The following is a 24861-nucleotide window of genomic DNA, read 5'->3' as shown; positions in this document are numbered from 1 at the left end:
GAAATGTGATGCCGCCGATTATGCGCGCCGCCGCTGAGCGCGAGGTGACGGCACGATCTCGCGCACCAGCTCGCGCAGACGGATGAGCTGCGGGGCATTGGCATCAGCCTGGCGCCAGATCATGCTCAGCCGCGCTTTCGGGATCGGTCGCGCGATCGGCCGGAATGTCACGCCCTCGGTGTGCATGTGCTGCATCGACGCCGGCACGATGGACACGCCGAGGCCGGACGCGACCAGATTGACGATCGACGTGACCTGCGAGGCTTCCTGTACGACGCGCGGCGAAAAGCCGGCGGCGCGACAGGCGGCGACGATCTCGTCGTGCAGGCCGGCGCCGACCGCGCGCGAAAACAGCACGAACGGTTCGATCGACAGGGCCAGCATCGGGATCTGTCGGCGCTTGGCGAGCGCATGGCCGGCCGGCAGGGCGATGACCATGTCCTCGTCGAGCACCGGCTCGACGATCAGGCCTTCGCTGCTGCCGTGGATGGGCCGCACGAATGCCAGATCGACGTTCTCGTTGCGCACCGCCGTAACCAGGCCCGGTGTCGTGCGTTCCTCCAGAGAGAACGCGACGTTCGGATAGCGGCGGCGGAATTCACGAATCACCTGCGGAATCAGCGGGTGGAAGGGTGCCGAGTTGATCATGCCGACGCGGATGCGGCCGAGCTCGCCGCGCGCGACGCGCTGTACGCGCCCGGTGGCCTGGTCGACGTCGCGCAAGATGCGTCGTGCATCGTCGACGAACGCGCGCCCGGCTTCGGTCAGCGCGACGCCGCGCGGCAGGCGCCGGAACAGCGCCGTGCCGAGCTCGCGTTCGAGCTGCTGGATCTGCAGCGACAGCGGCGGCTGGCCGATGCCGAGTCGCGAGGCGGCGCGCGTCAGATGGCCTTCATCGGCGACGGCGACGAAATAGCGTAAATGTCGAAGTTCCATGATCGATACTTAAAATAAATGGCAACTCACTGATTCATATATTGGACGTATGGAATGGCCGCGGTCTACAGTCGGGGACGTTTCGCCGTACAAATGAAGTCGCGAGGAGTGTGGTTCATGGAATCCAGCAACAACCCGAACAAGACGGACGTCGATCCGCAAGAAAGCGCCGAATGGCTCGAAGCGCTGGATGCGGTGCTCGAGCGCGAAGGTCCGGAACGCGCGCATTACCTGCTCGAACGGCTCGTCGAGCGCGCCCGCCGCAACGGAGCGTTCATCCCGTTCTCGGCGAATACCGCGTATATCAACACGATTCCGCCGCACCTCGAGGAACGCCCGGACGGCGACCAGGAGATGGAGTGGCGCATTCGCTCGATCATCCGCTGGAACGCGATGGCGATGGTCATCAATGCCAACCGCGAGCATTCCGGCATCGGCGGTCACATCGCCAGCTTCGCGTCGAGCGCGACGCTCTACGACGTCGGCTTCAACCATTTCTGGAAAGGTCCGGATCACCCGGACGGCGCCGACCTGATCTACATCCAGGGTCACGTCACGCCGGGTATTTACGCGCGTGCCTTCCTCGAAGGCCGCATTACCGAAGACCAGCTCAAGCGCTTCCGCATGGAGGCGCTGTCGCCGGGCCTGTCGAGCTATCCGCATCCGTGGCTGATGCCGGACTTCTGGCAGTTCCCGACCGTCAGCATGGGCCTGGGTCCGATCAACGCGATCTACCAGGCACGTCTGATGAAGTATCTGGAGAACCGTGGCGTCGCCAAGGTCAAGGGCCGCAAGGTCTGGTGCTTCTGTGGCGACGGCGAGATGGACGAGCCGGAAAGCCTCGGTGCGATCGACATCGCCGCGCGCGAAAAGCTCGACAACCTGATCTTCGTCATCAACTGCAACCTGCAGCGCCTCGACGGCCCGGTGCGCGGCAACGGCAAGATCATCCAGGAGCTCGAAGGCACGTTCCGCGGCGCCGGCTGGAACGTCATCAAGCTGGTCTGGGGTTCGCAGTGGGATCCGCTGATCGCGCAGGATAGCAGCGGCGAACTGCTGCGCGTGTTCAACGAGACCGTTGACGGCGAATACCAGAGCTACAAGGCCAAGGGCGGCCGCTACACGCGCGAGAACTTCTTCGGCAAATCGCCGGAGTTGCTGCGCATGGTCGAGACCATGTCCGATGAGGACATCGCGCGTCTCAACCGCGGCGGTCACGACCCGTACAAGATCTACGCGGCCTACGCTGCGGCAACCAAGCACGACGGCTCGCCGACCGTGATTCTGGCCAAGACCGTCAAGGGTTATGGCATGGGCGAGGCCGGCGAAGGTCAGAACATCACGCATCAGCAGAAGAAGATGGGTGAGGATTCGCTGCGCGCGTTCCGCGACCGTTTCCGCATTCCGATCTCCGACGACAAGATCGCCGAAGCGCCGTTCTACAAGCCGGCCGAAGACTCGCCGGAAATCCAGTACCTGAAGGAACGCCGCGCCAAGCTTGGCGGCTACCTGCCGGTGCGCAAGCCGGTCACCGAAGCGCTGCAGATTCCGGAACTCAAGGCGTTCGAGCGCATCACCGCCGGCACCGGCGACCGAGAAATCAGCACGACGATGGCCTTCGTGCAGATGCTGCAGACGCTGTGCCGCGACAAGAACGTCGGCAAGCTGGTGGTGCCGATCATTCCCGACGAGGCGCGTACCTTCGGCATGGAGTCGATGTTCCGCTCGCTGGGCATCTATTCGAACGTCGGCCAGAAGTACAAGCCGGAAGACGCCGACCAGCTGGCGTTCTACCGCGAAGACATCAAGGGCCAGATTCTCGAGGAAGGCATCACCGAGGCCGGTTCGATGTCGTCGTGGATCGCTGCCGCGACCAGCTATGCCAACCACGGTCAAGCGCTGCTGCCGTTCTACATCTTCTATTCGATGTTCGGCTTCCAGCGTATCGGCGATCTGTGCTGGGCCGCCGGCGACGTACGTGCGCGCGGCTTCCTGCTCGGCGCCACCGCCGGCCGCACGACAATCAACGGCGAGGGCCTGCAGCATGAGGACGGCCACTCGCACATCATGAGTGCGACGATCCCGAACTGCCGCTCGTACGATCCGGCTTATGCCTATGAGCTCGCCGTGATCATCCAGCACGGCCTCAAGGAGATGTACGTCGAGAACAAGGACCACTACTACTACCTGTCGGTCTACAACGAGAACCACACGCATCCGCCGATGCCGGAAGGCGTCGAGGACGGCATCATCAAGGGCCTGTACAAGCTGCGTGGCGAGAAGAAGCCGGGCAAGGCGCATGTGCAGCTGATCGGTTCCGGCATCATCCTGCGCGAGGTCGAGGCTGCCGCGCAGTTGCTGAAGGAAGAGTGGGACGTCACCTGCGATCTGTGGAGCGCGCCGAGCTTCACCGAGCTGGCGCGCGACGGTCGCGAAGTCGAGCGCTGGAATCTGCTGCACCCGGACGACAAGCCGCGCAAGAGCTATGTCGAGGAATGCCTGGGCAGTGCCAAGGGTCCGATCATCGCGTCGACCGACTGGATCCGCGCGTATCCGGAGCAGATTCGCTCGTACGTGCCGGGTGACTATCATGTGCTCGGCACCGACGGTTTCGGGCGTTCCGACAACCGGCCGGCGTTGCGCGACTTCTTTGAAATCGACCGGCGCTGGATCGTCGTCACCGCGCTGAAGGCGCTGGCGGCGAAGAAGCTGGTACCGCAGGACCGCGTCGCACAGGCGATCAAGATCTACGGCATCCAGCCGGATCGCGCCGCGCCGTGGACGGTCTGATCGGGAGACGCACATGTCGAACATCAAAGTCACGGTGCCGGACATCGGCAACTACACCGACGTGCCCGTCATCGAAGTGCTCGTCAGCAATGGCGACCAGGTCGAAGCCGAGGCGGTTCTCCTCGTTCTCGAATCGGACAAATCGACGCTGGAAGTGCCGGCGCCGGCCGGCGGCACGGTCCGCAATCTGACGATCAAGGTCGGCGACAAGGTGTCGCAAGGCACGCCGATCTGCGAACTCGAAAGCACCGCCGCGGAAGCTGCGGCGCCGGCCGCTGCCGCGTCGGCCGCCGAAGCCGCCGCCCCGGCCGCAAAGCCGGAACCGACGCCGGCGGCGCCTGCGCCGGTTGCCGCCGCTGGCGGCGACGTCGAGGTGACGATTCCGGACATCGGCGATTACACCGACGTGCCGGTCATCGAGCTGCTGGTCAGCGACGGCGACACGGTCGAAAAGGACGCGACCCTGCTGGTTCTCGAGTCCGACAAGTCGACGCTGGAAGTACCGGCCCCGGCCGCCGGTACGGTCAAGGGCCTGAAGCTCAAGGTCGGTGACAAGGTCTCGCAGGGCACGCCGGTCTGCGTACTGAGCGGTGCTGCCGGCACTGCGGCGCCCGCCGCGAGCCCGGTACCGTCCGAAGCGCCGAAGGCGGCTGCCGTTGCGGCCGCGGCCAGCGCGAGCACACCCGCACCGGCGCCCGCGCCGGCCGCCGCTGGCGGTGCTGACGTCGAGGTGACGATTCCGGACATCGGCAACTACACCGATGTGCCGGTCATCGAGCTGCTGGTCGGCGAAGGCGACATGGTCGAGAAGGACGCGACGCTGCTGGTGCTGGAGTCCGACAAATCGACGCTGGAAGTGCCGGCGCCGGCCTCGGGTACCGTCAAGGGCCTGAAGCTCAAGGTCGGCGACAAGGTTTCGCAGGGCACCGCGGTCTGCACGCTGGTCGGTGCCGGCGGTGCGTCGGCTCCGGCGGCAGCACCCGCGGCCAGCGCCGCGCCGTCGAGCGCTGCGGTGGCACCGCAGCCGCCGGCACCGAACATCACCGCCGCCGTCACCGACGGCGCGCCGCCGAAACCGCCGCAGCCGGCGGCCGACGGCAAGCAGGTGCCGTATGCCGGTCCGGCGACGCGCAAGTTCGCACGCGAACTCGGCGTCGATCTGTTCCAGATCAAGGGCAGCGGTGCGCGCGGCCGGGTGCTGATCGAGGACGTGCAGGCCTTCGTCAAACAGCGCCTGGCGCAGCCGGCACCGGCCGCTGCGGCGGCGGCGCCCAGCGGCGGCATGGGCATCCCGCCGATTCCGGCGGTCGACTTCTCGCAGTTCGGCGAGATCGAGACCAAGGCGCTGGCGCGTATCCGCAAGCTGTCGGCGGCGCATCTGCATCGCGCGTGGTTGAACATCCCGCACGTCACGCAGACCGACGATGCCGACATCACCGAGCTCGAAGCCTTCCGCAAGGCGGCGACCGAGGATGCCGGCGTCAAGCTGACGCTGCTGCCGTTCATCATCAAGGCGGTCGCGGTCGCGCTGAAGGCCTATCCGGAGTTCAACAGCTCGCTGGCGCCGGATGGCGAGAACATCATCCTCAAGAAGTACGTGCACGTTGGCTTCGCCGCCGACACGCCGAACGGCCTGGTCGTGCCGGTGGTGCGCAACGCGGACCAGAAGGGCATCGTCGAGCTGGCCAGGGAAACCGCCGAGCTCGCCAAGAAGGCGCGCGACGGTAAGCTCAAGCCGGATGAGATGAAGGGCGGTTGCTTCTCGATCTCGTCGCTCGGCGGTATCGGCGGCAGTCACTTCACGCCGATCGTCAATGCGCCGGAAGTCGGCATCCTCGGCGTGTCGAAGAGCCAGATGAAGCCGGTCTGGGACGGCAAGCAGTTCGTGCCGCGCCTGATGTGCCCGCTGTCGCTGTCGTACGACCACCGCGTCATCGACGGCGCCTACGCGGCGCGCTTCATCGTCCTGCTCGGCAAGCTGCTGTCGGACCTGCGCCGTCTGACGCTGTAACGGCACAAGGCGAAACCACAGATTTCACAGATTGCACAGATTTGTCAGGCGTTGAGCGGCACATCGCCTGTTTCGTCTTATCTGTGTAAATCTGTGCAATCTGTGGTTCCAAAGCTTTTCGCCGTCCGTCAGCCCGCCAGGAAACGCACATGGATCTGCCCAAGCATCAATTGACGATGACCGTGCTGATGACGCCGGACATGGTCAATTTCTCCGGCAATGTGCACGGTGGGCATATCCTCAAGTTGCTCGATCAGGTCGCTTACGCCTGCGCCAGCCGTTATGCCGGTAGCTACGTCGTGACGCTGTCGGTCGATCGCGTGACCTTTCTGCAGCCGATCTACGTCGGCGAGCTGGTGACCTTCCTCGCCAGCGTCAATTACACCGGCCGCACGTCGATGGAAATCGGCATCAAGGTCGTCGCCGAAAACATTCGCAAGGATGTCGTGCGGCACGCCAATAGCTGCTTTTTCACGATGGTTGCCGTCAACGAGCAGCATCAGCCGCAAACGGTGCCGCCGTTGCAGCCGCAGACCGCCGACGAAATCCGCCGATTCGAGGCGGGGCGTGCAAGACGCGCGCAACGGCGCTGATCTTCGGTTAATTTGCAAGGTATTCGCTCGCGGCTGGGGTTGTTAGACTCCGCGCCATGAATCGTCTGCCTCTGTTGTTCTGCCTCGCGTTCTTCACTTCGGTCGTTTACGCACAAAGCGGTGCGCAATACATCACCGACGACATGTCGGTCTCGCTGCGTGACAAGCCCAGCAATGACGGCCAGCTGCTCGGCATCCTGCACAGCGGCGACAAGGTTAGCGTGCTGCAGTCGCTGGGCGAGCAGAGCTACGCGCAGATCAAGACCAGCGACGGCACCGAAGGTTGGGTGCCGACCCGTTACCTGTCGTCGCAGCCGGCGGCGCATGATCGCGCGCAGCAGCTGAAGTCCGAGCTCGATGACGCCAACAGCAAGATCAAGACCCTGCAGGATCAACTCGACACCGCCAAGGCCGAGTTGCAGAAGGCACGTCCGGCGCTGGAGCTGTCGCAGGAAAACGAGCAGCTGAAGTCGCAGATCAAGGCCAAGGAGCAGTCGCTCGATGCCGCGCAGGCCCGCTACGATCAGGAACGCGCGCGACGCGCGACGCTGATCACCGGCGCCGCCGTGCTCGGCGTGGGTCTGCTGATCGGCCTGATTCTGCCGGCGTTGCTGCAGGGCCGCCGCCGCCGTCGCTACGGCGACTTCTAAGACGCCGGCCGATCCGGTCCGTCGCGACGGACGGGCCGGCACCGCGATTCGCCCCCTTTTCTCGTGCGCGGCGCTGCGGCAAGCTGCGCGCCCTCGCCCGTCTTGCCGTGCCATGTCGCCGACCCTCAAAGCCCAGCTACAAATCCATGGCTGCGTCGTGCTGTGGGGCTTTACCGCGATCCTCGGCAAGCTGATCACGCTGCCGGCCGATGCGCTGGTCTGGTGGCGCATGCTGCTGGTGACGCTGATGCTGCTGTGTGTGCCGCGCGTCTGGCGCGCGGCGCGCGCGCTGCCGCGGCGCATGCTGGCGGTCTACGCCGGCATCGGCGTACTGGTCGCGCTGCACTGGCTGACGTTCTACGGCGCGATCAAGCTCGCCAACGCATCGGTGGCGGTGACCTGCATCGCGCTGGCGCCGGTGTTCGTGTCGCTGTTCGAACCGTGGATCGCTGGTCGCGCGCTGGACTGGCGCGAGCTGCTGCTCGGCGTGATCGTCGTGCCGGGCGTGGCGCTGGTGGTCGGCGGCATTCCGCATGACATGCGCCTGGGCCTCGCGGTCGGCGTCAGCTCGGCGGCGCTGGTCGCGCTGTTCGGCGCGCTGAACAAGCGCTACATTGATCGCGGTGACCCGCTGCTGGTGACGGCGATCGAGCTCGGCAGCGGCGCCTTGTTCCTGACCCTGTTCGCGCTGCTGCGCCCGCACGCGCCCGATGCGCCGGGGCTGTTCGCGTGGCCGGGCACGCACAATCTGCTGTTGTTGCTGGTGCTGGCCTTCGGTTGCACGCTGCTGCCGTTCACCTTGTCGCTGATCGCGATGCGCCAGCTCAGCGCCTTCGCTTCACAGCTCGCGGTCAATCTCGAGCCGGTCTACGCGATCGTGCTGGCGGTGCTGCTGCTCGGCGAGCAGCGCGAACTCAGCGCGCTGTTCTATGTCGGCGTCGCGGTCATTCTCGCCAGCGTCTTGCTGCATCCGTGGCTGGTGCGTCGACCCGGCCCGCCGCAGGCGCAGACCCTGGCCGTGGCCGAGAACAAGAGCGTCGCCGAATGAACGCCGCCGGCTGGACCGGCTGAACGAGAAAGGCCCGCCACTGCAGCGCAGCGGCGGGCCTTTTGCGTCCACAGACCTCAGGTCTTGCCGTTGACGATCTTGGCGATCGCGTCCTGGGCAATCGGGTGATACCGGTCCTTCCACTCGGCGAAGATCGCCTGCGCACGCTGGCGCCCGTCCGCGGTCTTCACCATTTCCTCGTAGATCGGTTCGATCAGCAGCATGCGGCCGACCTCGCCGAGATATTGCTCGGTGCCGGCCGCGGCCGGTGCGTAGTGATTGGCGGTGGTCAGCTTCCACCAGGCACCGGCGATGATCTGGTTATGGGTCTTCGACAGGCCGAAGGCCTGATCGAGTTCGGCGATCTGCGCCGTGCTCAGCGCCGGCAGCGTCCGCAGAAAGTACTGCCACTGATGCGTGGTCCAGCCCTGGGTGTCGAGGGCGTTCGCCTTGCGGCTGCCCGACAGCCAGGCCTGGCGCTGGGTATCGACATGCGCGAATGCGTCCGAGCTCGGCCAGACCGCGTCGGCCGGCAGCTTGGGATCGTAGATCCAGGCATGGACTTCAGCGTCGCTGACGACGCCCGGATGTTTGACCAGCAGGTGATCGTGCAGATAGCGCACGAAGGTCGCGGTGCGCACGCTCTGGAAGGCGTGATCGTTGAACCAGCCGTTGAGGAACGCGTCCATCGTCGGTCGGCCGAACTTGGCGTCGAGATAGGCGAGGAACAGCGCGCCGCGCGCGTACGGCACGTCGGACAGGCCATCGTCCGGATCGCGGCCGACCAGGTCCGGCTGCAGGGTCTTGTCGTCGTCGCGGCCGTCGGCGGCCAGCGCATCCTTGAGGTTTTCGGCCGACAGCACGCGTTCCTGCTGCGCGGCGTCCTTGCCGTAGACCTCCTCGACGACGCGGAAGGTGGCGTGATCGGTGAAGCCTTCGTTGAGCCAGATGTCGGACCAGGTGGCGTTGGTCACCAGGTTGCCGGACCACGAGTGCGCCATCTCGTGCGCGACCAGCGACACCAGCGATTTGTCGCCGGCGATCACGGTCGGCGAGGCGAAGGTCAGGCGCGGATTCTCCATGCCGCCGAACGGAAAGCTCGGCGGCAGGATCAGCAGGTCGTAGCGGCCCCAGCGGTACGGCCCGTACAGGCGCTCGCAGGTTTCGAGCATTTGCTCGGTGTCCTCGAACTCGTGCGCGGCGGCGGCGACCACAGTTGGATCGGCATAGACGCCGGTGCGCGGGCCGGTGGCGCGAAAGTCGAGATCGCCAACCGCCAGCGCGATCAGATACGACGGGATGCGCTGCGGCATCTTGAACCGATAGTCACCGTTGGCCGGCGCCTTGGGGTCGTTGTCGGCGCTCATCACTGCGCGCAGGCCCTTGGGCGTGGTGATGTGTGCGCTATAGGTCTGCCGCACCTGCGGCGTGTCCTGCAGCGGAATCCAGCTGCGCGCGTGGATGGACTCGGACTGGCTGAACAGGAACGGGTGCTTCTTGCCGGCGGTCTGCATCGGCGTCAGCCACTGCAGTCCGGACGCCTGCGGTTCGGTCGCGTAGCGGATGCGCACGCGGTCGGCGCTCTCGGGCATGGCGATCAGCAGCGCACTGCCGAGCACCGGGTCGCGCGGCGCGAGCTTGAAGGTCGTGGCCTTGAACGTATCGCCGTGCCCGGCTTCGACGCTGGCGATGTCGAGATCGCGGGTGTCGAGAATCAGGGTGTCGGCGGCCGGCTTGAGGCGATCCAGCGTCAGGGTTGCGGTACCGCGCAGCACGCGATCCGGAAAATCGACCTGCAGATCGAGCGCGACGTCACGGGTGCGGAAGTCCTCGACGTTCGCATAGGAGTGCGGATCGCTACGCTGGGCAGCGGGTTCGATCGACGACATCGCGTACCCCATGGGCGAGAGCAACAGGCTGCCGGCCAGGGCCAGCAGCGACGGAAAACGGGAACGGAACATGAGCGGCGGCTATCACGGGAGAGCGGCGATCTTAGCTGCCACCGGCCTGATGCGCGCCGGGAATTTCCCGGGGTCGGCATTGTCCGAAAGGCAATGACCGCGGCATGCTGCCGCGCCCGATCGATGGAGGTTTGGTCGCATGTCCCGCCCGCTTGCCGGCCTCCGCGCCGGCTTGATCGCCGCCGCCGCGGCACTGAGTGCCTGTCACCACGACGCGGCGATCGCGCCGGCGCCACACAACGGTCCGGTCACCGATCTCGGCGCTTTCGACCACTTCATCGCCGGCAAGCCGACGCCGGCGCAGTTTCATGCGACCTATCCGGACGTGAAGCTGGTGCTGCCCGGCGAGATGTCGACGCGCGAGTTGCGCCTCAATCTCAGCCGCTATTTCGCCAAGCTCGACGCGCAGGGCCGCATCGTCGGTGGGCGCTTCCAGTGACCGTTTCGCGTGCCGCGACAGCGGCGGTAACGCAGCCGCGCTGCCGCAGCTTTGCTGTCGTCGCCGCGGCTGACGCGCGCATCCTGGTGCTTGGCTCGATGCCGGGCGTCGCGTCACTGCAGGCGCAGCAGTACTACGCGCATCCACGCAATCTGTTCTGGCCGTTCATGGCCGATATTCTGGGTTTCGATCCGGCCTTGCCGTATTCGCGGCGACTGGCGGCGCTGCGCGCGCACGGCATCGCGCTGTGGGACGTGCTCGCGGCCTGCGAGCGGCCCGGCAGCCTCGATGGCCACATCGTGCGCAGCAGCGAGATCGTCAATGATTTTGCGACGTTCCGCGCGCGGCACCCGGCCCTGGCGCGGGTCTGTCTGAACGGCGGGAAGGCCGCCGAAACGTTCCGGCGCCATGTGCAGCGAGCGTCGCCAACGCTGTTCGACGGCATCGAGATTCGTGCACTGCCATCAACCAGTCCGGCCAACGCCGGGCAGCCGCGTGACGCCAAGCTGGCGCAATGGCGTGATGCACTGGACGGCCGTTCGCTTCCGTTCAGGCGTTCATAGGACAATGGCCGGCCGTCAGTTCACGAGGAGCAACCATGGCGCTGCGCTTCCACACGCTAGATGTCTTCACGGATCAGGCCTACGGCGGTAATCCGCTGGCCGTCGTTTTCGGCGGCGACGCGCTCGGCACCGCGCAGATGCAGCGCATCGCGCGCGAATTCAATTTGTCGGAAACGGTGTTCGTGCTGACGCCGACGCGCAGCGACGCCCTGCACCGCATTCGCATCTTCACCCCGACCGCCGAGCTGCCGTTTGCCGGCCATCCCACCATTGGCACGGCCTGCCTGTTGTCCGAACTGGGTTTGGCGCCGAAGGGGGAGCCGGCAACTTTCGCGATCGAGGAAGGCGTCGGTTTGGTGCCGATCCGCCTGCAGCACACGCCGGGCGAGGCCAGCTACGCCGAGCTGACGACGGCGGTGCTGCCAGAATACGGACCGGCGTTCGATGACGTGACGGCGTTGGCCGCGGTCTTGGGGCTGGAAGCGGGCGATCTCGGCAGTGCCGGCGAAGTGCCGCGCAACGCATCGTGTGGCCTGCCGTTCCTGCTGGTACCGCTGCGCTCGCCGGAGCTGCTGGCGGCCATCGACTTCGATGTGATCGCAGCACGGCGCCTGCTCGGCACGGCCTGGGCGCAGCAGCTCTATGTTTACGCGCGCGGCTACGAGGGCGAACTGCGCGCGCGCATGTTCGCGCCAGCGCTCGGCATGGTCGAAGATCCGGCGACGGGTTCGGCGGCGGCGGCGCTGGCCGGCGCGCTCGGCAGCGAGGCTGACGACGACGGGCGTCTCGAATGGACGATTCTGCAGGGCCTCGAAATGGGCCGGCCGAGCCGCATCCAGATCAGCGTCGACCGCACCGGCGGCCAGGTCACGGCGGTGCGTGTCGGCGGTTGCAGCGTGCTGATGTCGGACGGCTTGCTCGGTACCGGCTGACGCCCTGCGCCGCGCAGCGCACGGCCGATTTGCCGACAACAGTCACGCCGTTGTCCTACAAGCGCAGCCGACGTTCACCGTCTCAGAAGTCCCGGCCCCAGGCCGAAAACCGAGACATGAACACGCAAATCCTTCCCGCCTACGGCTCTCACGACGAATTCAGCGCGCGCATCGAGCGTAGCGAGAGCCTTTTGTTCAACGCCCTGCTGCTGCCGCTGCGGCAGGATCACGGCGCCCGCGCGGTGATTGTCAGCCGCACGGCCGACGGTCAGCACTGGCTACGCGTTTGCGAAGGCGCCGACGAGCGCTGGATGCGCTGGACCGAGCAGCGCCGCTTGCGCATGCAATTCGGTCAAAGCTATGCCGAAGCGCTGGCGCAGGCCTGGATCGCCCGCTGGGAGCGCGAGGGCTGGAAGCTCGAATGGAGCCAGCAGGCGGCCACGGACGAGCTGCCGGTCGCCGCCTGACGGACGTCGTCGTATCGCGCGTATCCTGCACGCGCATTCCAGGATTCTGATCGTCCGTGAAAAGCCAGGAAATCAACGAACGCATCTGGGCGGTGATCGCCCGGATTCCGGCCGGTCGCGTCGCGACCTACGGCCAGGTCGCCGCCGAGGCGGGCTTTCCGAAGCAGCCGCGGCGAACCGCGCAGGCGCTACGCGTAGTGCCGGATGGCATGACGCTGCCGTGGTATCGCGTGATCAACGCGCAGGGCAAGCTGTCGTTCGAGCCGGATAGCGAAGGCTATCGCCGTGCGCGCCAGCAGCTCGAAGCCGAAGGTGTGGTGTTCGTGCGCGGCAAGGTCGATTTCGAACGCTATCGCTGGCGGCCGCGCAGCGCGTCACCGCTCCTCGACTGATTCCCGCGAGCGGCCAGGCCAGGCCGACGCCGCGCGACGCCGAAGCGCCGCGGCAACGAAGACCCGGCCTGCGCGGCGGGTTTCGCGGTTCAGTTGCTGTTGTCGCTACCGCTGCTGTCATTGGGCAGCTGCGGTCGGCCATCTGGCGGTCGCTTCGACGGCCGCAGCGCCAGCCGGTCGCCCAGCTTTTCGCAGGTGCCTTCCATCGTATGGCCGTGCACCGTGAAGCTGACCATGTCACCGGCGGAACGGCCGGCGCAGGCGGTGTAAGCCTCGGCCGGCGGTTGCGGCGGCTGGCCGCCGCTGGGCGGGCCGCCGTTCGACGACTGCGCGAGCGCAGCCGAGGTGGCAAAACTGCATCCCAGCGCCAGACTGGCGAGGGACAGGCGCAGGTGACGACGGCGGACATCTAGGGCCAATGGAGACTCCCGGTGTGAAGGATGCTCATTGGACCCTGGCACGCGGCACGATTTCGCGACGAGGCGTCGCCAGATGTTTCAGCGCGTGCGCAGCTGTAAGGGCTGCGTCGCCTCAGGGGCCGGGCGGTGCGTCGGCGGCGGTGCGCTGGCGGCAGTTCGTGTACGGCTTGCCGTCGATCTCGACGATCGCATGGTCGCCCTTGCTCCAGAACGTGCCCTTGTCGTTGTGGTACTTGGCCCCATCGGCCGAGACCACGTGCGGCAGCGTGTATTCACGGCCGGGCATGTCGATGGTGACCTGATCGGCATCATAAGTGGCGGTCAGATCAAGGCCGTCGCAGTGATAGGCGGCAGTCGACGACGGTGGCGCCGTGCGTGCGGCAGGCGCCGGGCTCGCCGCCGCGGCCTGGGTATTGATATCGGCGCTTTTCGGCTTGCAGCTGACCGCCGTCACCAGGGTGGCGACCAGTAGCAGGGCGAAGGACATTTTGTACATCGAGGTGGTCTCCGGGCGGGGGCTCGGGGCGTCTCACCCTAGTCGATGTAGATGAATGGCCGCCGACCGGCCGCTGATTCAGTCGCGCGGATCGTGGTCCGGGGCTTGCAGGACGGTGACGCGCAGATGTTCGATGCGTGGGCCCTGGACCTCAAGGACGTCGATACGCAAGCGGTCGACTTCGACGCGGTCGCCGGCCTGTGGCAGGCGGTCCAGGGTCTGCATGACCAGACCGCCGATGGTGTCGGCATGGTCGGATTCGATGTCGCGATCGATCTCGCGTTCGAGTGTGTAGATCGGCAGCCAGCCCGGGCCCTCGTAGGTGTGCTCGCCGGTCTGCTCCCAGTGTTCCTTCTCGCGATGAAACTCGTCCTGCATGCTGCCGAAGATCGCTTCGAGGATGTGTTCCTGGGTGATGAAGCCGGTCACGGTGTCGAGTTCGTCGGTGACCAGCGCCAGATGCGGCAGGCCGCGGCGGAAGCGGCGGAACAGGGCCTGTGCCGGTTCGTCGCGGCGAATCATCGGCACTTCGCGCAGCAGCGGTTCAAGGCTGGTCAGCGGCTGGCTGTCGAGCTCGGCGGCGAGCAGGTCGCGCACGTGCAGCAGGCCGATGTAGCGATCGTCCTGATCGCCGTCGCGCACCGCGTAGCGCGAATAGCGGTGCTGGGCGATCAACGCCAGGTTGGTCTTGATGTCATCGCGGATGTCGAGCGAGACCAGGTCGAAGGCCGGCCGCATCAGGTCGCCGGCCGTCAGCTCCGGCAGTTCGAGCTGGTGCGACAGGGCTTCAGCCTGCGCCCGGCCCAGCTCGCCGTGGCGGTGGCTGGCGACCAGCAGCTTCTTGATCTCATCGGCCGAATGCGGTTCATCGCCTTCGTTGGCGATTTGCACGCGGATCGTGCGCAGCACCAGATTGGCGCTGCCGTTGAGCACGAAGATGAACGGATACATCAGCCAGTAGAACAGGAACAGCGGCATCGCCGCCGCCATCGACACGCCTTCGGCCTTGCGGATCGCGATCGACTTCGGCGCCAGTTCGCCGACCACGATGTGCAGGAACGAAATCACCACAAATGCCGCGACCACCGAAATATGGTGGATCAGTTCGTCCGAATCGATGCCGAACGACTGCAGCAGCGGGGCGATCAGCCGCGAGAACGCCGGTTCGCCGACCCAGCCCAGACCCAGCGAAGCCAGCGTGATGCCGAGCTGGCACGCCGACAGATAGGCGTCGAGGCGGTGCCGGACGTTGTAGAGCGTGCGGCCGACGAAGCCGCCGGTTTCCGCCAGCTCTTCGGCGCGGGTCAGCCGCAGTTTGACGATGGCGAATTCGGCGGCGACGAAGAAGCCGTTGATGAGGACCAGCAGAACCGCGACGAGCGTCAGCGCAAGATCGTTCATTCAGGGGCAGCCTGCACCGCCGAGGATGGCGACGCGACCGCGAGGTAATGGAGACGGTGCGATTATCGGGACGGCGACCGCGGTTGCGCAAATGCGCGCGCTGGTGCGACGCGGGTGGCGCCCGTTGAGCGCCGTCTGCCACAAAAAAGGCCCCGGCATGCGCCGGGGCCCGATGAAATGCCGCAAGACGCGTCTTACCAGATGCTGACGCGCTTTTCCGGCGGCAGATACATCTTGTCGCCCGGCTTGACGTCGAACGCGGTGTAGAACGCCGGTACGTTGACGACCACGCCGTTGCAACGGAATTCCGATGGCGAGTGCGGGTCGGTCTTCAGGCGGTTGAGCAGGTTGGCTTCGGTGTACTTGCGGCGCCAGACCTGCGCCCAGCCGATGAAGAAGCGCTGGTCGGCGGTGAAGCCGTCGATGACCGGACCGTCCTTGCCCTGCAGCGACATGTGGTAGGCCTTGTAGGCGATCGACAGGCCACCGAGGTCGCCGATGTTCTCGCCGATCGTCAGCGCACCGTTGACGTGCTGCCCCGGCAGCGCCTCGTAGCCGTCGTACTGGGCGATCAGCGCCTTGGTACGCGTCTCGAAGTTCTTGCGGTCCTCGTCGGTCCACCAGTTCTTCAGGTTGCCGTCGGGGCCGAACTTCGAGCCCTGGTCGTCGAAGCCGTGACCGATCTCGTGGCCGATCACCGCGCCGATGCCGCCGTAATTCACTGCGTCGTCGGCATTCATGTCGAAGAACGGCGGCTGCAGGATCGCCGCCGGGAACACGATCTCGTTCTTCAGCGGGTTGTAGTAGGCGTTGACGGTCTGCGGCGTCATGCCCCACTCGTCGCGATCGATCGGCTGGCCGAGCTTGGCCGTTTCGCGCGCCGTTTCGACGGCCGCCGAACGCATGACGTTGCCGACCAGATCATCCGGCTTGACGACCAGCGCCGAGTAGTCCTTCCACTTCTTCGGGTAGCCGATCTTCGGGTCGAACGCGGCGAGCTTGGCCAGTGCCTTCTGCTTGGTGGCGTCGGTCATCCAGTCCAGCGACTGGATGCTTTCCTTGTACGCGGCCAGCAGATTCTGCACGAGCTTTTCCATGCGCGCCTTGGCTTCCGGCGGGAAGTACTTGGCGACGTAAAGCTTGCCGATCATCTCACCCAGCGCCTTTTCCTCGAGATCGACGCCGCGCTTCCAGCGCGGCGTGTTCTGCTCGATACCGTTGAGCGTGGTGCCGAAGAACGCGAAGTCTTCATTGACGAAGTCGCTCGACAGGTACGGTGCGTAGTGCGACAGCAGATGCCACTGCAGATAGACCTTCAGCACCGGCAGCGGCGTGTCGCTGAGGATCTTGTCCCAGGCGCTGAAGAAGCTCGGCTCGCCGATCACCAGGCCCGGCGTCTTCTGCATGCCCATGCCGTCGACATAGGTCTGCCAGTTGAAGTCCGGCGTCAGCTTCTTCAAATCGCCGAGCGCATAGAAGTTGTAAGTCTTGTCGGCATCGCGCGATTCGACCTTGGTCCACTGCGCTTTCGCCAGCGCTGTTTCAAGCGCCATGATCGCCGCGGCGTTCTTCGCCGGATCCGGCAGCTTGGCCAGCGTCAGCATCTTTTCGATGTGCGCAACATAGGCCTTGCGCACGCTCTCGAACTTGTCGCCGCTGTCGAGGTAGTAGTCGCGATCCGGCAGCAGCGTGCCGCCCTGCTCGATGTAGGCGATGTAACGGCTCGAATCCTTGGCGTCGGGCTCGATGTAACCGCCGAACGCACCGACGCCCATCTTGTCGAGCTGGGCGACCAGCGCCGGCAGCTCGGTCTTGCTCTTGAGCTGGGCGATGCGCTCGAGTTCCGGCGCGATCGGCTTGATGCCCAACTCGTCGGCCTTCTTCTCGTCCATGAACGAGGCGAACAGGTCGCCGACCTTCTGTTCGTCGGAGCCGTCCTTCTTGTCCTGCTGGGCGTTGGCCGCCTCGATGATCTCGTGCAGATGCTGTTGCGCGTCGTCCTGCAACTTGGTGAACGCGCCGTAGTTGGATTTGTCGGCCGGAATCTTGGTCTTGGCCAGCCAGGTGCCGTCGACGTGACGATAGAAATCGTCCTGCGCGCGCACGCTGTCGTCGAAGTTGGCGGTGTCGATGCCGGAACCCAGCGCCTTCTGGGATTCGGCGGCCGGGGCCTTGGGGGACTTGCTGCAGGCGCTGAGACCCGCGCTTCCCAGCGCGAGGGCGATCGCGCCGAGCATCAATGCACGCATCGGAAAACTCCGTCGTTGGAACGAGCCGGCAACTTTAACGGCCCCGGCGCTTGAGTACCCCGGGGATTTCCCCCAGATGGAGGCCGAAGGCGCGATTCGCGCCGCCTATCGTCGATAATTCGTCCATGTTCGAAGTTCGTACCCATCCCGTCGATCACGCCGATAAACCGGCGTTCTATGCCGAAGTCGCCGAGCAGGCGCGTGCGCTGCTGCACGGCGAGCGGGACCGTGTCGCCAACGCCGCGAATCTGTCGGCGCTGATCTGGATGTTGTTGCCGGATCTGAACTGGGCAGGCTTTTATTTCAGCGCACCGGCCGCCGATGGTGTCGGTCAGGAACTGGTGGTCGGGCCATTCCAGGGCAAGCCGGCCTGCGTGCGCATCGCGCTCGGCAAGGGTGTTTGCGGGACGGCGGCGGTGACACGGCAGACACAGGTGATCGCCGACGTGCACGCGTTTCCCGGCCACATTGCCTGCGATGCCGCATCGAACGCCGAAATCGTCGTGCCGCTCGTGCGCGGCGACGAACTGCTCGGCGTGCTCGACCTCGACAGCCCGGTGCACGGCCGTTTCGACGCCGACGACCGCGCCGGGCTCGAGGCGCTGGCGCGGATCTGGGTCGAGTCGCTGGGTTGAGGTTTCAGCCGGCGACGCCCTGCGCCGACCAGGCGATGCAGGCAATGCCGCCCCAGTAGGTCGACAGGATCAGGCCTTGCGCGCCACGGTAACGGCCGACGAACTTGCGGATGCCGAGCGCTGAATCGGACAGGACGAACAGCGTGGCGCCGAGCAGCGCATAAGCGCCGGTGCCGCCGCCGAGGCCCTGCCAACGCAGCAAGGCGGTGATGGCCATGCCGGTCAATACCAGCGCGTAAATGACCACCGGCATTCGCAATGCCGGCTCGGCGCGGCTGACGAGGATGACGCCGAGCACCACGCCGTAGAGCAGGAAGATCGCGGCCCACAACGGCGGCGTCCACTGCGCGACGCCGTGCAGAAATGCCAGCATGAAGACCAGATGCGCGAGCAGAAAACTGCCGAGTCCGGTCAGAAACGCTGGATTCGATTCGTACATCAGCGCGACATCGCCGACCAGCGACAGCAGCAGGGCCAGCAGCACCACATTGCGATAGAGGCTGTCCGGTGCGGTCAGCGCCAGGATGCCGATCAGGATCGTCGTCAGCGGCTTGAGCAGCTTGAAGATCGGCGGTCTGCCCTCATTCCAATCGGCAACGATGGCGGCGAGCGCGCTCAACACGATCGCCCCGATCAAGATGGTCGGCATGTGTGAGCATCCCCCGTTTGTGCCCGTTCGTTCGCGGCACGCCGTTCACGCTGGATCGGCGGCGACCGTTAGCGTAATAAAAAACCCGGCGCGAGGCCGGGTTAACGCGCGTCCCTGGAGGCACAGGGGTGATGCGTCCGCTTGGGTCGGACCGCCGCATAATGACGATGCTCGATGAAAGGCCAATGACATGGAAAAGATTCAGAAGACCGATGCCGAATGGAAAGCCCTGCTGACCCCTGAGCAGTATCAGGTGACGCGACACGGCGGTACCGAGTGCGCGTTCACCGGCGCGCTGTGGGACGATCATCGCGACGGCATCTATCACTGTGTGTGTTGCGATCTGCCGCTATTCGACGCACAGACCAAGTTCGAGTCCGGCACCGGCTGGCCGAGCTTTTTCGATCCGGCCGTCAACGGCAATGTCGAGTCGCGTGAGGACAATAGCTATGGCATGCGCCGCGTCGAGGTGCTGTGCGCGCGCTGCGAAGCCCATCTGGGCCACGTCTTCCCGGACGGGCCGAAGCCGACCGGTCTGCGCTACTGCATCAACTCCGCGTCGCTGAAGCTGCACGAGCGCGGCTGAAGTCTCGCTCGTGCGCGTGCACTGGCTACAGCACGTCGGTTTCGAAACCCTGGGCTGTATTGCCCCGGCGCTAGCCAGCGCCGGCCACGACGTGAGCTGCACGAGGCTCTACGCTGGCGAGTCGCTGCCGTCGATCGAGGCGTTCGACGCCTTGATCGTGATGGGCGGGCCGATGAACGTCGACGAGCGTGCGCAGCATCCGTGGCTGGCGGCCGAGCAGGCGTTCATTGCCGAGGCGATCGCCGCCGGTCGGCGCGTGCTCGGCATCTGCCTTGGCGCGCAGCTGATCGCGCGGGCGCTCGGCGCGCCGGTCACACCCGCGGAGCATGTTGAAATCGGCTGGTTCGAGCTGAACCTGAATGCAAGCGGACAAGCCTCACCGTTCTTTGCCGGATTTTCGCAGCGGTTCACGGCGTTTCACTGGCATGGCGACATGTTCGCCCCGCCCGCCGGCGCGCCGATCCTGATGTCGAGCCAGGCTTGTGCGCATCAGGCCTATGCGCTGCGCACCGACAGCGGCGCGGCGGTGGTCGGCATCCAGTTTCATCTCGAAGTCACGGCGGCGGATGCGCAGCGCTGGTTCGGGCACGAGCGGCCGCAACCGGGCCGCTACGTGCAGTCGCCCGAACGCGTGCTCGCTGAACTCGATGCATTTGCCGATAACAATCGCCTGATGCTGCGCCTGCTGGCCAACTGGCTGACGGCTTAGGCTGCCTCGGGATCGGCCGGATCAGGCCGGCGCGCCGAGCGGTGCCGGACGCGTGTCGGCGCGGCGGCGGCGCTTGGCCTGACGATGCGGGCGCAATGCGGCGATGTCTTCCTGCAGCCAGGTCACGGCCTGCTCGCGGCCGTCGCCAGCCTGCGGCTGTGCGGCGTGCCAGGCGAGGTTGACGCGAAAGCGATCGTAATGGCCGAGAAAGCGATCGATGTCGCTCGGCGTCAGCGTCATCAGATCGCCGCGCTGGCCGACGCCCATGCGGTCGATGATGTCGGCGTTGAGGCGCTGTTCGAAGGCCGGTTCCGGCAGCGCCAGGATCGGCTTGCCGAAATGCAGGGCTTCGCCGATCAGCTGATTGCCGGCCGTCGACAGCACGGCGCGGCAGCCGGCGAAGTCCTGGACGAAGCCGTCGACGCTCGGCGCGCAGAATTCGAGATTCTCGTCGTGGCCGACGCGGCCGGTCCCGTAGACCCGCACCTTGCAGTCGAGCAGGCGCAGCGCGCGGTCGATGTGCGGCAGATACTGATGCATGCCCTTGTTGAAGTAGGCGAGCAGATAATCGCCTTCGCGCGACTGCGCGGCGCGGACTTCGTCGCGCAGCATCGGCCCGACCAGGCGCACCTGCGGATAGGCCGGTTCGGCGGCGTAGAAGCTGGAAATCAGGATGCGCTCGGGCACGCCCATCAGCTGCCGATAGCCCCAGCCGTCGCGCATGCCCAGCGCCCACAGGTCCGGCGGGAAATGCGGCTTGCAGTAGGCGATGATGCCGACGTGGTCGAAGCTGATGCGCGGCAGGCCGAGCCGCTGCGCGACGCGATGTGTCCACGCTTCGGAATCGGAGATCACCAGCTCGATGCCGCGTTCGCGCATCGCGTCGCCGAGCTGCTGCGTGCCACGGCCACCGAACAGCAGGTCGGCGACCGGTGCGGTGTTGCGCGCCAGCGTCAGCGGCAAGGAGTGGGTACCGGCGCGGCTGTACTGGTAGCCGATCGTCGGAATCTTCACGGTCGGAAAGCGGGGCGCCAGCACCTCATAGGCATCACCGCCGGCGAAGACGGTGATCTCGTGCTCGCGGCTCAGTGCCGGCAGCACGGCCATCGTCCGCATCGCGTGGCCGCGGCCGTATCCCATGACTCCGTAGGCGATTCGCATCGGTCGTTCACTTTCCCCTTTTTCGACGCCTGCACAGTAAGGCGGCAGCGTGATGACGCGATGACCGATACGCGACAAATGGATGACAGCGGCGACCGCCGCGCAACGCGCCAACGGCGCTGCGGTACGATGTGACGGAAGATTTGAGCTTTTTGCGGAGACTGACAATGCGATCCAACAACCCCGTGCTGCGTGACAAGACCTTCGAAGGTGGTGTGGTCGAAGGCGAGCGGATGACGATGAACGGCATGATCGGCAAGACCGGCATTTTGTTTGTGCTGTTGCTGATCGCGGCCGGCTGGACCTGGACGCGTTTCAACGACGTGCTGGCGGCGTCCGGCCCGCAGGCAGCGATGTCGGCAGTCTCGCCGTTCATCTGGGGCGGCCTGCTGGTCGGTTTTGGCCTGGCGATGGTGACCGTGTTCAAGGCCAATTGGTCGGGCATCACGGCGCCGCTCTACGCGATGGCGGAAGGCTTCGCGCTCGGCGGCATCTCCGCGTTCTTCGAGCTGCGCTTCCAGGGCATCGTGCTGCAGGCGGTCGGGCTGACGATTGGTGTGCTGGCGGTGATGCTGTTCCTGTACCGCTCGCGGATCATTCAAGTGACCGACAAGTTTCGTATGGGCGTGGTCGCCGCGACCGGCGGCATTGCCCTGCTCTATCTCGTCGATATGGGCCTGCGGGCGTTTACCAGCATCGATATTCCCTTCATCCATGAAGGTGGCGCGATGGGTATCGGCTTCAGCCTGCTGGTCGTTGGTCTCGCAGCGCTGAATCTGACGCTGGATTTCGATGCGATCGAGCGCGGTGTCGCCGCCGGCGCGCCCAAGGTGATGGAGTGGTACGGCGCTTTCAGCTTGATGGTGACGCTGGTCTGGCTGTATCTCGAACTGCTGCGTCTGCTCGCCAAGGCCCGCCGCTGATTTGCATCGACCGCAGCTGACGGCGCGCTTGCCTCGCGTGATGCGGGTGCGCCGTCGGCTGCGGCTTTCTATTGCCTGTCGACCCCACTTTTCTTCGTATGCACGCTCTGCTGGAACCCGAACTCTGGGTTGCGCTGTTCACGTTGGCCGCACTGGAAATCGTGCTCGGCATCGACAACATCATCTTTCTGTCGATCATGGCCAACAAGTTACCGGAAGCGCAGCGTGGCCGTGCGCGCATCGTCGGGCTGGCCGGTGCCTGCATCACACGCATCCTGTTGCTGCTGTCGCTGGCGTGGCTGGCGAAGCTGACCGCGCCGCTGTTCCACCTCGGTGATTGGCCGGTGTCCGGGCGCGACATCATCCTGATCGGCGGCGGACTGTTTCTACTCGGCAAGAGCGCGCTGGAAATTCACGAGTCGGTCGAAGGCGATGAGGAACAGGCGCCCGAGCATTTGATCGGCAAGGTCGCGAAGGTCAGCTTTGCCGCGATCATCGTGCAGATCATGATCCTCGACATCGTGTTCTCGCTCGACTCGGTGATCACGGCGGTGGGTATGACCAATCGCGTGCCGGTGATGATCGCCGCGATCGTCATCGCGATCGGCGTGATGATGTTCTTCGCCGGCCCCGTTGCGCGCTTCGTCGAGCGCCACCCGACGATCAAGGTACTGGCGCTGTCGTTCCTGGTGCTGATCGGCATGGCACTGATCGGTGAAGGCATGGGCTTTCATGTGCCCAAGGGCTATATCTATTTCGCGATGGCGTTCTCGACCCTGGTCGAGCTGGTCAACATCCGCATGCGCAGCCGCCGCGACCGCGCTGCGGCGGCATAGGGAAAACACCCTAGACAGCGGCGGGGTCGCTGCATACGGTCGCGTCTCCCCTCCCAGACCGATGTGCCCGACGTGAAAAAGACCCTTATCGCCGCCGCGCTGTGCTGTGCGTTCGGTGGCGTTGCCCATGCGCAGAATTCCAATCCCAGCCCCGAGCCGATGCCGCCCGGCATCGCCGCGCCGCAGGACATCCCGTACCCCGGCACGATCACGCTGGCGGTCGACGCCACCGATCTGTCGCGCCATATCTTCCGCGTCCAGGAAACGGTTCCGGTCGCGGCTTCAGGCCCGATGACCTTGCTGTATCCGGCCTGGCTGCCCGGTAATCACAGCCCCAGCGGTCGCATCGACAGCCTCGCCGGGCTGGAGATCAAGGCCGGCGGCAAGACGCTGCAATGGACGCGCGACCCGGTTGACGTCTACGCCTTCCATATCGACGTGCCTGAAGGCGTCAGCCAGCTCGACCTGTCGTTCGAATTCGTGTCGCCGACCACCAGCGATCAGGGCCGCATCGTGATGACGCCGGCGATGCTGAATCTGCAATGGAACGCGGTCGCCCTGTATCCGGCCGGCTACTACACGCGCCGTATTCCGTTCAGCGCGAGCGTGACGCTGCCGGATCAATGGCGGTTCGGCACCGCACTCGAAACCGCCGCGCAGGACGGCGCGACGACGACGTTCAAAACCGTGCCGTTCAATACCCTGGTCGATTCGCCGATGTTCGCCGGTCGCTGGTTCCAGCGTGTCGATCTCGATCCGGGGGCCAAGGTGCCGGTGCACATGGACGTGGTGGCCGATCGCCCGGAATACCTCGACATCACGCCGGACGAGATCAAGGCGCATCGCCAACTCGTGCAGCAGGCGTATAAGCTTTTCGGCGCCCATCATTACGACCATTACGACTTCCTGGTCGCGGTGACCGAGGAGCTGGGCGGCATTGGTCTCGAACACCACCGTTCGAGCGAGAACAGCGTGCGCCCGAACTACTTCACCGAATGGGACAAGAGCTTCGTCGGCCGCGATCTGCTCGCGCACGAGTACACGCACTCGTGGAACGGCAAGTTCCGCCGCGGCGCCGATCTGTGGACGCCGAACTTCGACGTGCCGATGCGCGACTCGCTGCTGTGGGTCTACGAAGGCCAGACCCAGTACTGGGGCTATGTGCTGGCAGCGCGCTCGGGTCTGATGAGCAAGCAGCAGACGCTCGATGCGATCGCCAATGTCGCGGCGACTTATGACCACCGCATCGGCCGTGAATGGCGGGCGCTGAAGGACACGACCAATGATCCGATCATCGCCCATCGCCGGCCGATTCCGTGGCGTAGTTGGCAGCGCAGCGAGGACTACTACTCCGAAGGCCAGTTGATCTGGCTCGATGCCGACACCCTGATTCGCGAAAAGACGCACGGCAAGAAATCGCTCGACAACTTCGCCAAGACCTTCTTCGGCATCGACAACGGCAGCTATGTGACGTCGACCTATCGCTTCGACGATGTGGTGGCCGCGCTGAATCAGGTCATGCCCTACGACTGGGCGAGCTTCCTGCACGAGCGCCTCGACGGTCATGGTCCGGGCGCGCCGCTGGCCGGTCTGGAACGCGGCGGCTACAAGCTCGTCTACACCGACAAGCCGTCGGCATTCACGGCCCAGGCCGAAAAGGTGCGCAAGAGCACCGATCTGGCGTTCTCGCTCGGATTGTCGGTCGGCAAGGGCGGCAAGCTGACCGAAGTGCTCTGGGACGGCCCGGCGTTCAAGGCGGGGCTGGCGGTCGGCATGCAGATCATCGCCGTCAACGGCTTCGAATATGACGCGGACGGCTTGAAGGAAGCGGTCAGGCTGGCGGCGAAGCCGGGCGCGGGCCCGATCGAGCTGCTGCTCAAGGACGACAAGCGCTACCGCACGGTCAAGCTCGACTACCACGGCGGGCTGCGCTACCCGCATCTCGAGCGCATCAAGGGCAGCGACGCGCGCCTCGACGCCATCCTCGCCCCGCGCTGACGGCTACTGCGGTAGAC

General features: G+C 65.6%; 24 protein-coding genes. 16 read left to right on the top strand and 8 right to left on the bottom strand.

Translation table 11 applies throughout. From position 1 onward, the window contains the following. Nucleotides 1-18: 18 nt before the first annotated feature. Nucleotides 19-936: a LysR family transcriptional regulator gene (locus tag G7Y82_RS02330; protein WP_168146374.1), complete on the bottom strand. Its 918-nt coding sequence runs from the start codon at nucleotides 934-936 to the stop codon at nucleotides 19-21. A gap of 117 nt (nucleotides 937-1053) precedes the next feature. Between G7Y82_RS02330 and aceE the strand changes: the two genes are divergently transcribed. The 5 genes from aceE to G7Y82_RS02305 all read left to right on the top strand — a co-directional run bounded on the left by aceE (nucleotide 1054) and on the right by G7Y82_RS02305 (nucleotide 8028). Continuing rightward, a complete protein-coding gene (aceE, locus tag G7Y82_RS02325) occupies nucleotides 1054-3726 on the top strand; it encodes a pyruvate dehydrogenase (acetyl-transferring), homodimeric type (protein WP_168146373.1) in 2673 nt (890 codons plus the stop codon). 13 nt (nucleotides 3727-3739) lie between these two features. Further along, nucleotides 3740-5737 (top strand): dihydrolipoyllysine-residue acetyltransferase, encoded by a 1998-nt coding sequence (gene aceF, locus G7Y82_RS02320; protein ID WP_168146372.1) that lies wholly within the window; start codon nucleotides 3740-3742, stop codon nucleotides 5735-5737. A 149-nt stretch (nucleotides 5738-5886) separates the two neighbouring features. After that, nucleotides 5887-6330 (top strand): acyl-CoA thioesterase, encoded by a 444-nt coding sequence (locus G7Y82_RS02315; RefSeq protein ID WP_168146371.1) that lies wholly within the window; start codon nucleotides 5887-5889, stop codon nucleotides 6328-6330. A 56-nt stretch (nucleotides 6331-6386) separates the two neighbouring features. Further along, the gene (locus G7Y82_RS02310; RefSeq protein ID WP_168146370.1) at nucleotides 6387-6980 is read left to right on the top strand and encodes a TIGR04211 family SH3 domain-containing protein; all 594 of its coding nucleotides are present in this window, start codon (nucleotides 6387-6389) and stop codon (nucleotides 6978-6980) included. A 112-nt stretch (nucleotides 6981-7092) separates the two neighbouring features. Next, nucleotides 7093-8028, top strand: coding sequence for an EamA family transporter (locus tag G7Y82_RS02305; RefSeq protein ID WP_168146369.1), 936 nt, complete (start codon nucleotides 7093-7095; stop codon nucleotides 8026-8028). A gap of 77 nt (nucleotides 8029-8105) precedes the next feature. Here the strand turns inward: G7Y82_RS02305 and G7Y82_RS02300 are convergent, their stop codons facing one another. After that, a complete protein-coding gene (locus G7Y82_RS02300; protein ID WP_168146368.1) occupies nucleotides 8106-9989 on the bottom strand; it encodes a M1 family metallopeptidase in 1884 nt (627 codons plus the stop codon). A gap of 139 nt (nucleotides 9990-10128) precedes the next feature. On the opposite strand from G7Y82_RS02300, the gene G7Y82_RS02295 reads away from it, so the two are divergent. The 5 genes from G7Y82_RS02295 to G7Y82_RS02275 all read left to right on the top strand — a co-directional run bounded on the left by G7Y82_RS02295 (nucleotide 10129) and on the right by G7Y82_RS02275 (nucleotide 12782). After that, on the top strand, nucleotides 10129-10428 hold the full coding sequence (locus G7Y82_RS02295) for a hypothetical protein (RefSeq protein ID WP_168146367.1): 300 nt from the start codon (nucleotides 10129-10131) through the stop codon (nucleotides 10426-10428). Next, nucleotides 10425-10991 carry a DNA-deoxyinosine glycosylase gene (locus G7Y82_RS02290; RefSeq protein ID WP_168146366.1) on the top strand — a complete coding sequence of 189 codons (567 nt, stop codon included), beginning with the start codon at nucleotides 10425-10427 and terminating at the stop codon, nucleotides 10989-10991. The genes G7Y82_RS02295 and G7Y82_RS02290 overlap by 4 nt, the downstream gene beginning before the upstream one ends. A gap of 35 nt (nucleotides 10992-11026) precedes the next feature. Then, complete coding sequence (locus G7Y82_RS02285) at nucleotides 11027-11923, top strand: PhzF family phenazine biosynthesis protein (protein ID WP_168146365.1); 897 nt, start codon at nucleotides 11027-11029, stop codon at nucleotides 11921-11923. 116 nt (nucleotides 11924-12039) lie between these two features. Next, nucleotides 12040-12390 carry a hypothetical protein gene (locus G7Y82_RS02280; protein WP_168146364.1) on the top strand — a complete coding sequence of 117 codons (351 nt, stop codon included), beginning with the start codon at nucleotides 12040-12042 and terminating at the stop codon, nucleotides 12388-12390. A 56-nt stretch (nucleotides 12391-12446) separates the two neighbouring features. Next, complete coding sequence (locus G7Y82_RS02275) at nucleotides 12447-12782, top strand: MGMT family protein (RefSeq protein ID WP_168146363.1); 336 nt, start codon at nucleotides 12447-12449, stop codon at nucleotides 12780-12782. Nucleotides 12783-12871: 89 nt separating this feature from the next. On the opposite strand, the gene G7Y82_RS02270 is transcribed toward G7Y82_RS02275, so the two are convergent. The 4 genes from G7Y82_RS02270 to G7Y82_RS02255 form a co-directional block, all read right to left on the bottom strand. After that, a complete protein-coding gene (locus tag G7Y82_RS02270) occupies nucleotides 12872-13201 on the bottom strand; it encodes a hypothetical protein (protein WP_168146362.1) in 330 nt (109 codons plus the stop codon). Between the two features lie 112 nt (nucleotides 13202-13313). Continuing rightward, a complete protein-coding gene (locus G7Y82_RS02265) occupies nucleotides 13314-13697 on the bottom strand; it encodes an MliC family protein (RefSeq protein ID WP_206370233.1) in 384 nt (127 codons plus the stop codon). Between the two features lie 78 nt (nucleotides 13698-13775). Further along, nucleotides 13776-15098, bottom strand: coding sequence for a hemolysin family protein (locus G7Y82_RS02260; RefSeq protein WP_168146361.1), 1323 nt, complete (start codon nucleotides 15096-15098; stop codon nucleotides 13776-13778). Between the two features lie 194 nt (nucleotides 15099-15292). Next, nucleotides 15293-17347 (bottom strand): M13 family metallopeptidase, encoded by a 2055-nt coding sequence (locus tag G7Y82_RS02255; RefSeq protein ID WP_168146360.1) that lies wholly within the window; start codon nucleotides 17345-17347, stop codon nucleotides 15293-15295. Nucleotides 17348-17472: 125 nt separating this feature from the next. Between G7Y82_RS02255 and G7Y82_RS02250 the strand changes: the two genes are divergently transcribed. Next, nucleotides 17473-17982 (top strand): GAF domain-containing protein, encoded by a 510-nt coding sequence (locus tag G7Y82_RS02250; RefSeq protein ID WP_168146359.1) that lies wholly within the window; start codon nucleotides 17473-17475, stop codon nucleotides 17980-17982. 4 nt (nucleotides 17983-17986) lie between these two features. Here G7Y82_RS02250 and G7Y82_RS02245 read toward each other — a convergent pair whose 3' ends face one another. After that, a complete protein-coding gene (locus G7Y82_RS02245; RefSeq protein WP_168146358.1) occupies nucleotides 17987-18631 on the bottom strand; it encodes a lysoplasmalogenase in 645 nt (214 codons plus the stop codon). 190 nt (nucleotides 18632-18821) lie between these two features. On the opposite strand from G7Y82_RS02245, the gene msrB reads away from it, so the two are divergent. Next, the gene (gene msrB / locus G7Y82_RS02240; RefSeq protein WP_168146357.1) at nucleotides 18822-19217 is read left to right on the top strand and encodes a peptide-methionine (R)-S-oxide reductase MsrB; all 396 of its coding nucleotides are present in this window, start codon (nucleotides 18822-18824) and stop codon (nucleotides 19215-19217) included. 10 nt (nucleotides 19218-19227) lie between these two features. Beyond that, nucleotides 19228-19926, top strand: coding sequence for a type 1 glutamine amidotransferase (locus G7Y82_RS02235; RefSeq protein ID WP_168146356.1), 699 nt, complete (start codon nucleotides 19228-19230; stop codon nucleotides 19924-19926). A gap of 21 nt (nucleotides 19927-19947) precedes the next feature. Here G7Y82_RS02235 and G7Y82_RS02230 read toward each other — a convergent pair whose 3' ends face one another. Beyond that, nucleotides 19948-21087: a glycosyltransferase family protein gene (locus G7Y82_RS02230; RefSeq protein WP_168146355.1), complete on the bottom strand. Its 1140-nt coding sequence runs from the start codon at nucleotides 21085-21087 to the stop codon at nucleotides 19948-19950. Between the two features lie 167 nt (nucleotides 21088-21254). Here G7Y82_RS02230 and G7Y82_RS02225 point away from each other — a divergent pair, with 167 nt between their 5' ends. The 3 genes from G7Y82_RS02225 (at nucleotide 21255) to G7Y82_RS02215 (ending at nucleotide 24844) form a co-directional block, all read left to right on the top strand. Next, nucleotides 21255-22010 carry a Bax inhibitor-1/YccA family protein gene (locus G7Y82_RS02225; protein WP_168146354.1) on the top strand — a complete coding sequence of 252 codons (756 nt, stop codon included), beginning with the start codon at nucleotides 21255-21257 and terminating at the stop codon, nucleotides 22008-22010. 98 nt (nucleotides 22011-22108) lie between these two features. After that, nucleotides 22109-22846, top strand: a complete 738-nt coding sequence (locus G7Y82_RS02220) for a TerC family protein (RefSeq protein ID WP_168146353.1) — start codon at nucleotides 22109-22111, stop codon at nucleotides 22844-22846. 72 nt (nucleotides 22847-22918) lie between these two features. Next, complete coding sequence (locus G7Y82_RS02215; protein WP_168146352.1) at nucleotides 22919-24844, top strand: M61 family metallopeptidase; 1926 nt, start codon at nucleotides 22919-22921, stop codon at nucleotides 24842-24844. Nucleotides 24845-24861 lie beyond the last annotated feature (17 nt).

This window comes from Solimonas marina (assembly GCF_012241385.1).
Classification (GTDB): Bacteria; Pseudomonadota; Gammaproteobacteria; order Nevskiales; family Nevskiaceae; genus Solimonas; species Solimonas marina.
This window is presented reverse-complemented; position numbering and strand designations above follow the sequence as displayed.

Coding starts and splice junctions, on each gene's coding strand:
- G7Y82_RS02330 (WP_168146374.1), bottom strand. CDS start 936: ATGGAACTTCGACATTTACGCTATTTCGTCGCCGTCGCCGATGAAGGC.
- aceE (WP_168146373.1), top strand. CDS start 1,054: ATGGAATCCAGCAACAACCCGAACAAGACGGACGTCGATCCGCAAGAA.
- aceF (WP_168146372.1), top strand. CDS start 3,740: ATGTCGAACATCAAAGTCACGGTGCCGGACATCGGCAACTACACCGAC.
- G7Y82_RS02315 (WP_168146371.1), top strand. CDS start 5,887: ATGGATCTGCCCAAGCATCAATTGACGATGACCGTGCTGATGACGCCG.
- G7Y82_RS02310 (WP_168146370.1), top strand. CDS start 6,387: ATGAATCGTCTGCCTCTGTTGTTCTGCCTCGCGTTCTTCACTTCGGTC.
- G7Y82_RS02305 (WP_168146369.1), top strand. CDS start 7,093: ATGTCGCCGACCCTCAAAGCCCAGCTACAAATCCATGGCTGCGTCGTG.
- G7Y82_RS02300 (WP_168146368.1), bottom strand. CDS start 9,989: ATGTTCCGTTCCCGTTTTCCGTCGCTGCTGGCCCTGGCCGGCAGCCTG.
- G7Y82_RS02295 (WP_168146367.1), top strand. CDS start 10,129: ATGTCCCGCCCGCTTGCCGGCCTCCGCGCCGGCTTGATCGCCGCCGCC.
- G7Y82_RS02285 (WP_168146365.1), top strand. CDS start 11,027: ATGGCGCTGCGCTTCCACACGCTAGATGTCTTCACGGATCAGGCCTAC.
- G7Y82_RS02280 (WP_168146364.1), top strand. CDS start 12,040: ATGAACACGCAAATCCTTCCCGCCTACGGCTCTCACGACGAATTCAGC.
- G7Y82_RS02265 (WP_206370233.1), bottom strand. CDS start 13,697: ATGTACAAAATGTCCTTCGCCCTGCTACTGGTCGCCACCCTGGTGACG.
- G7Y82_RS02260 (WP_168146361.1), bottom strand. CDS start 15,098: ATGAACGATCTTGCGCTGACGCTCGTCGCGGTTCTGCTGGTCCTCATC.
- G7Y82_RS02255 (WP_168146360.1), bottom strand. CDS start 17,347: ATGCGTGCATTGATGCTCGGCGCGATCGCCCTCGCGCTGGGAAGCGCG.
- G7Y82_RS02250 (WP_168146359.1), top strand. CDS start 17,473: ATGTTCGAAGTTCGTACCCATCCCGTCGATCACGCCGATAAACCGGCG.
- G7Y82_RS02245 (WP_168146358.1), bottom strand. CDS start 18,631: ATGCCGACCATCTTGATCGGGGCGATCGTGTTGAGCGCGCTCGCCGCC.
- msrB (WP_168146357.1), top strand. CDS start 18,822: ATGGAAAAGATTCAGAAGACCGATGCCGAATGGAAAGCCCTGCTGACC.
- G7Y82_RS02230 (WP_168146355.1), bottom strand. CDS start 21,087: ATGCGAATCGCCTACGGAGTCATGGGATACGGCCGCGGCCACGCGATG.
- G7Y82_RS02225 (WP_168146354.1), top strand. CDS start 21,255: ATGCGATCCAACAACCCCGTGCTGCGTGACAAGACCTTCGAAGGTGGT.
- G7Y82_RS02220 (WP_168146353.1), top strand. CDS start 22,109: ATGCACGCTCTGCTGGAACCCGAACTCTGGGTTGCGCTGTTCACGTTG.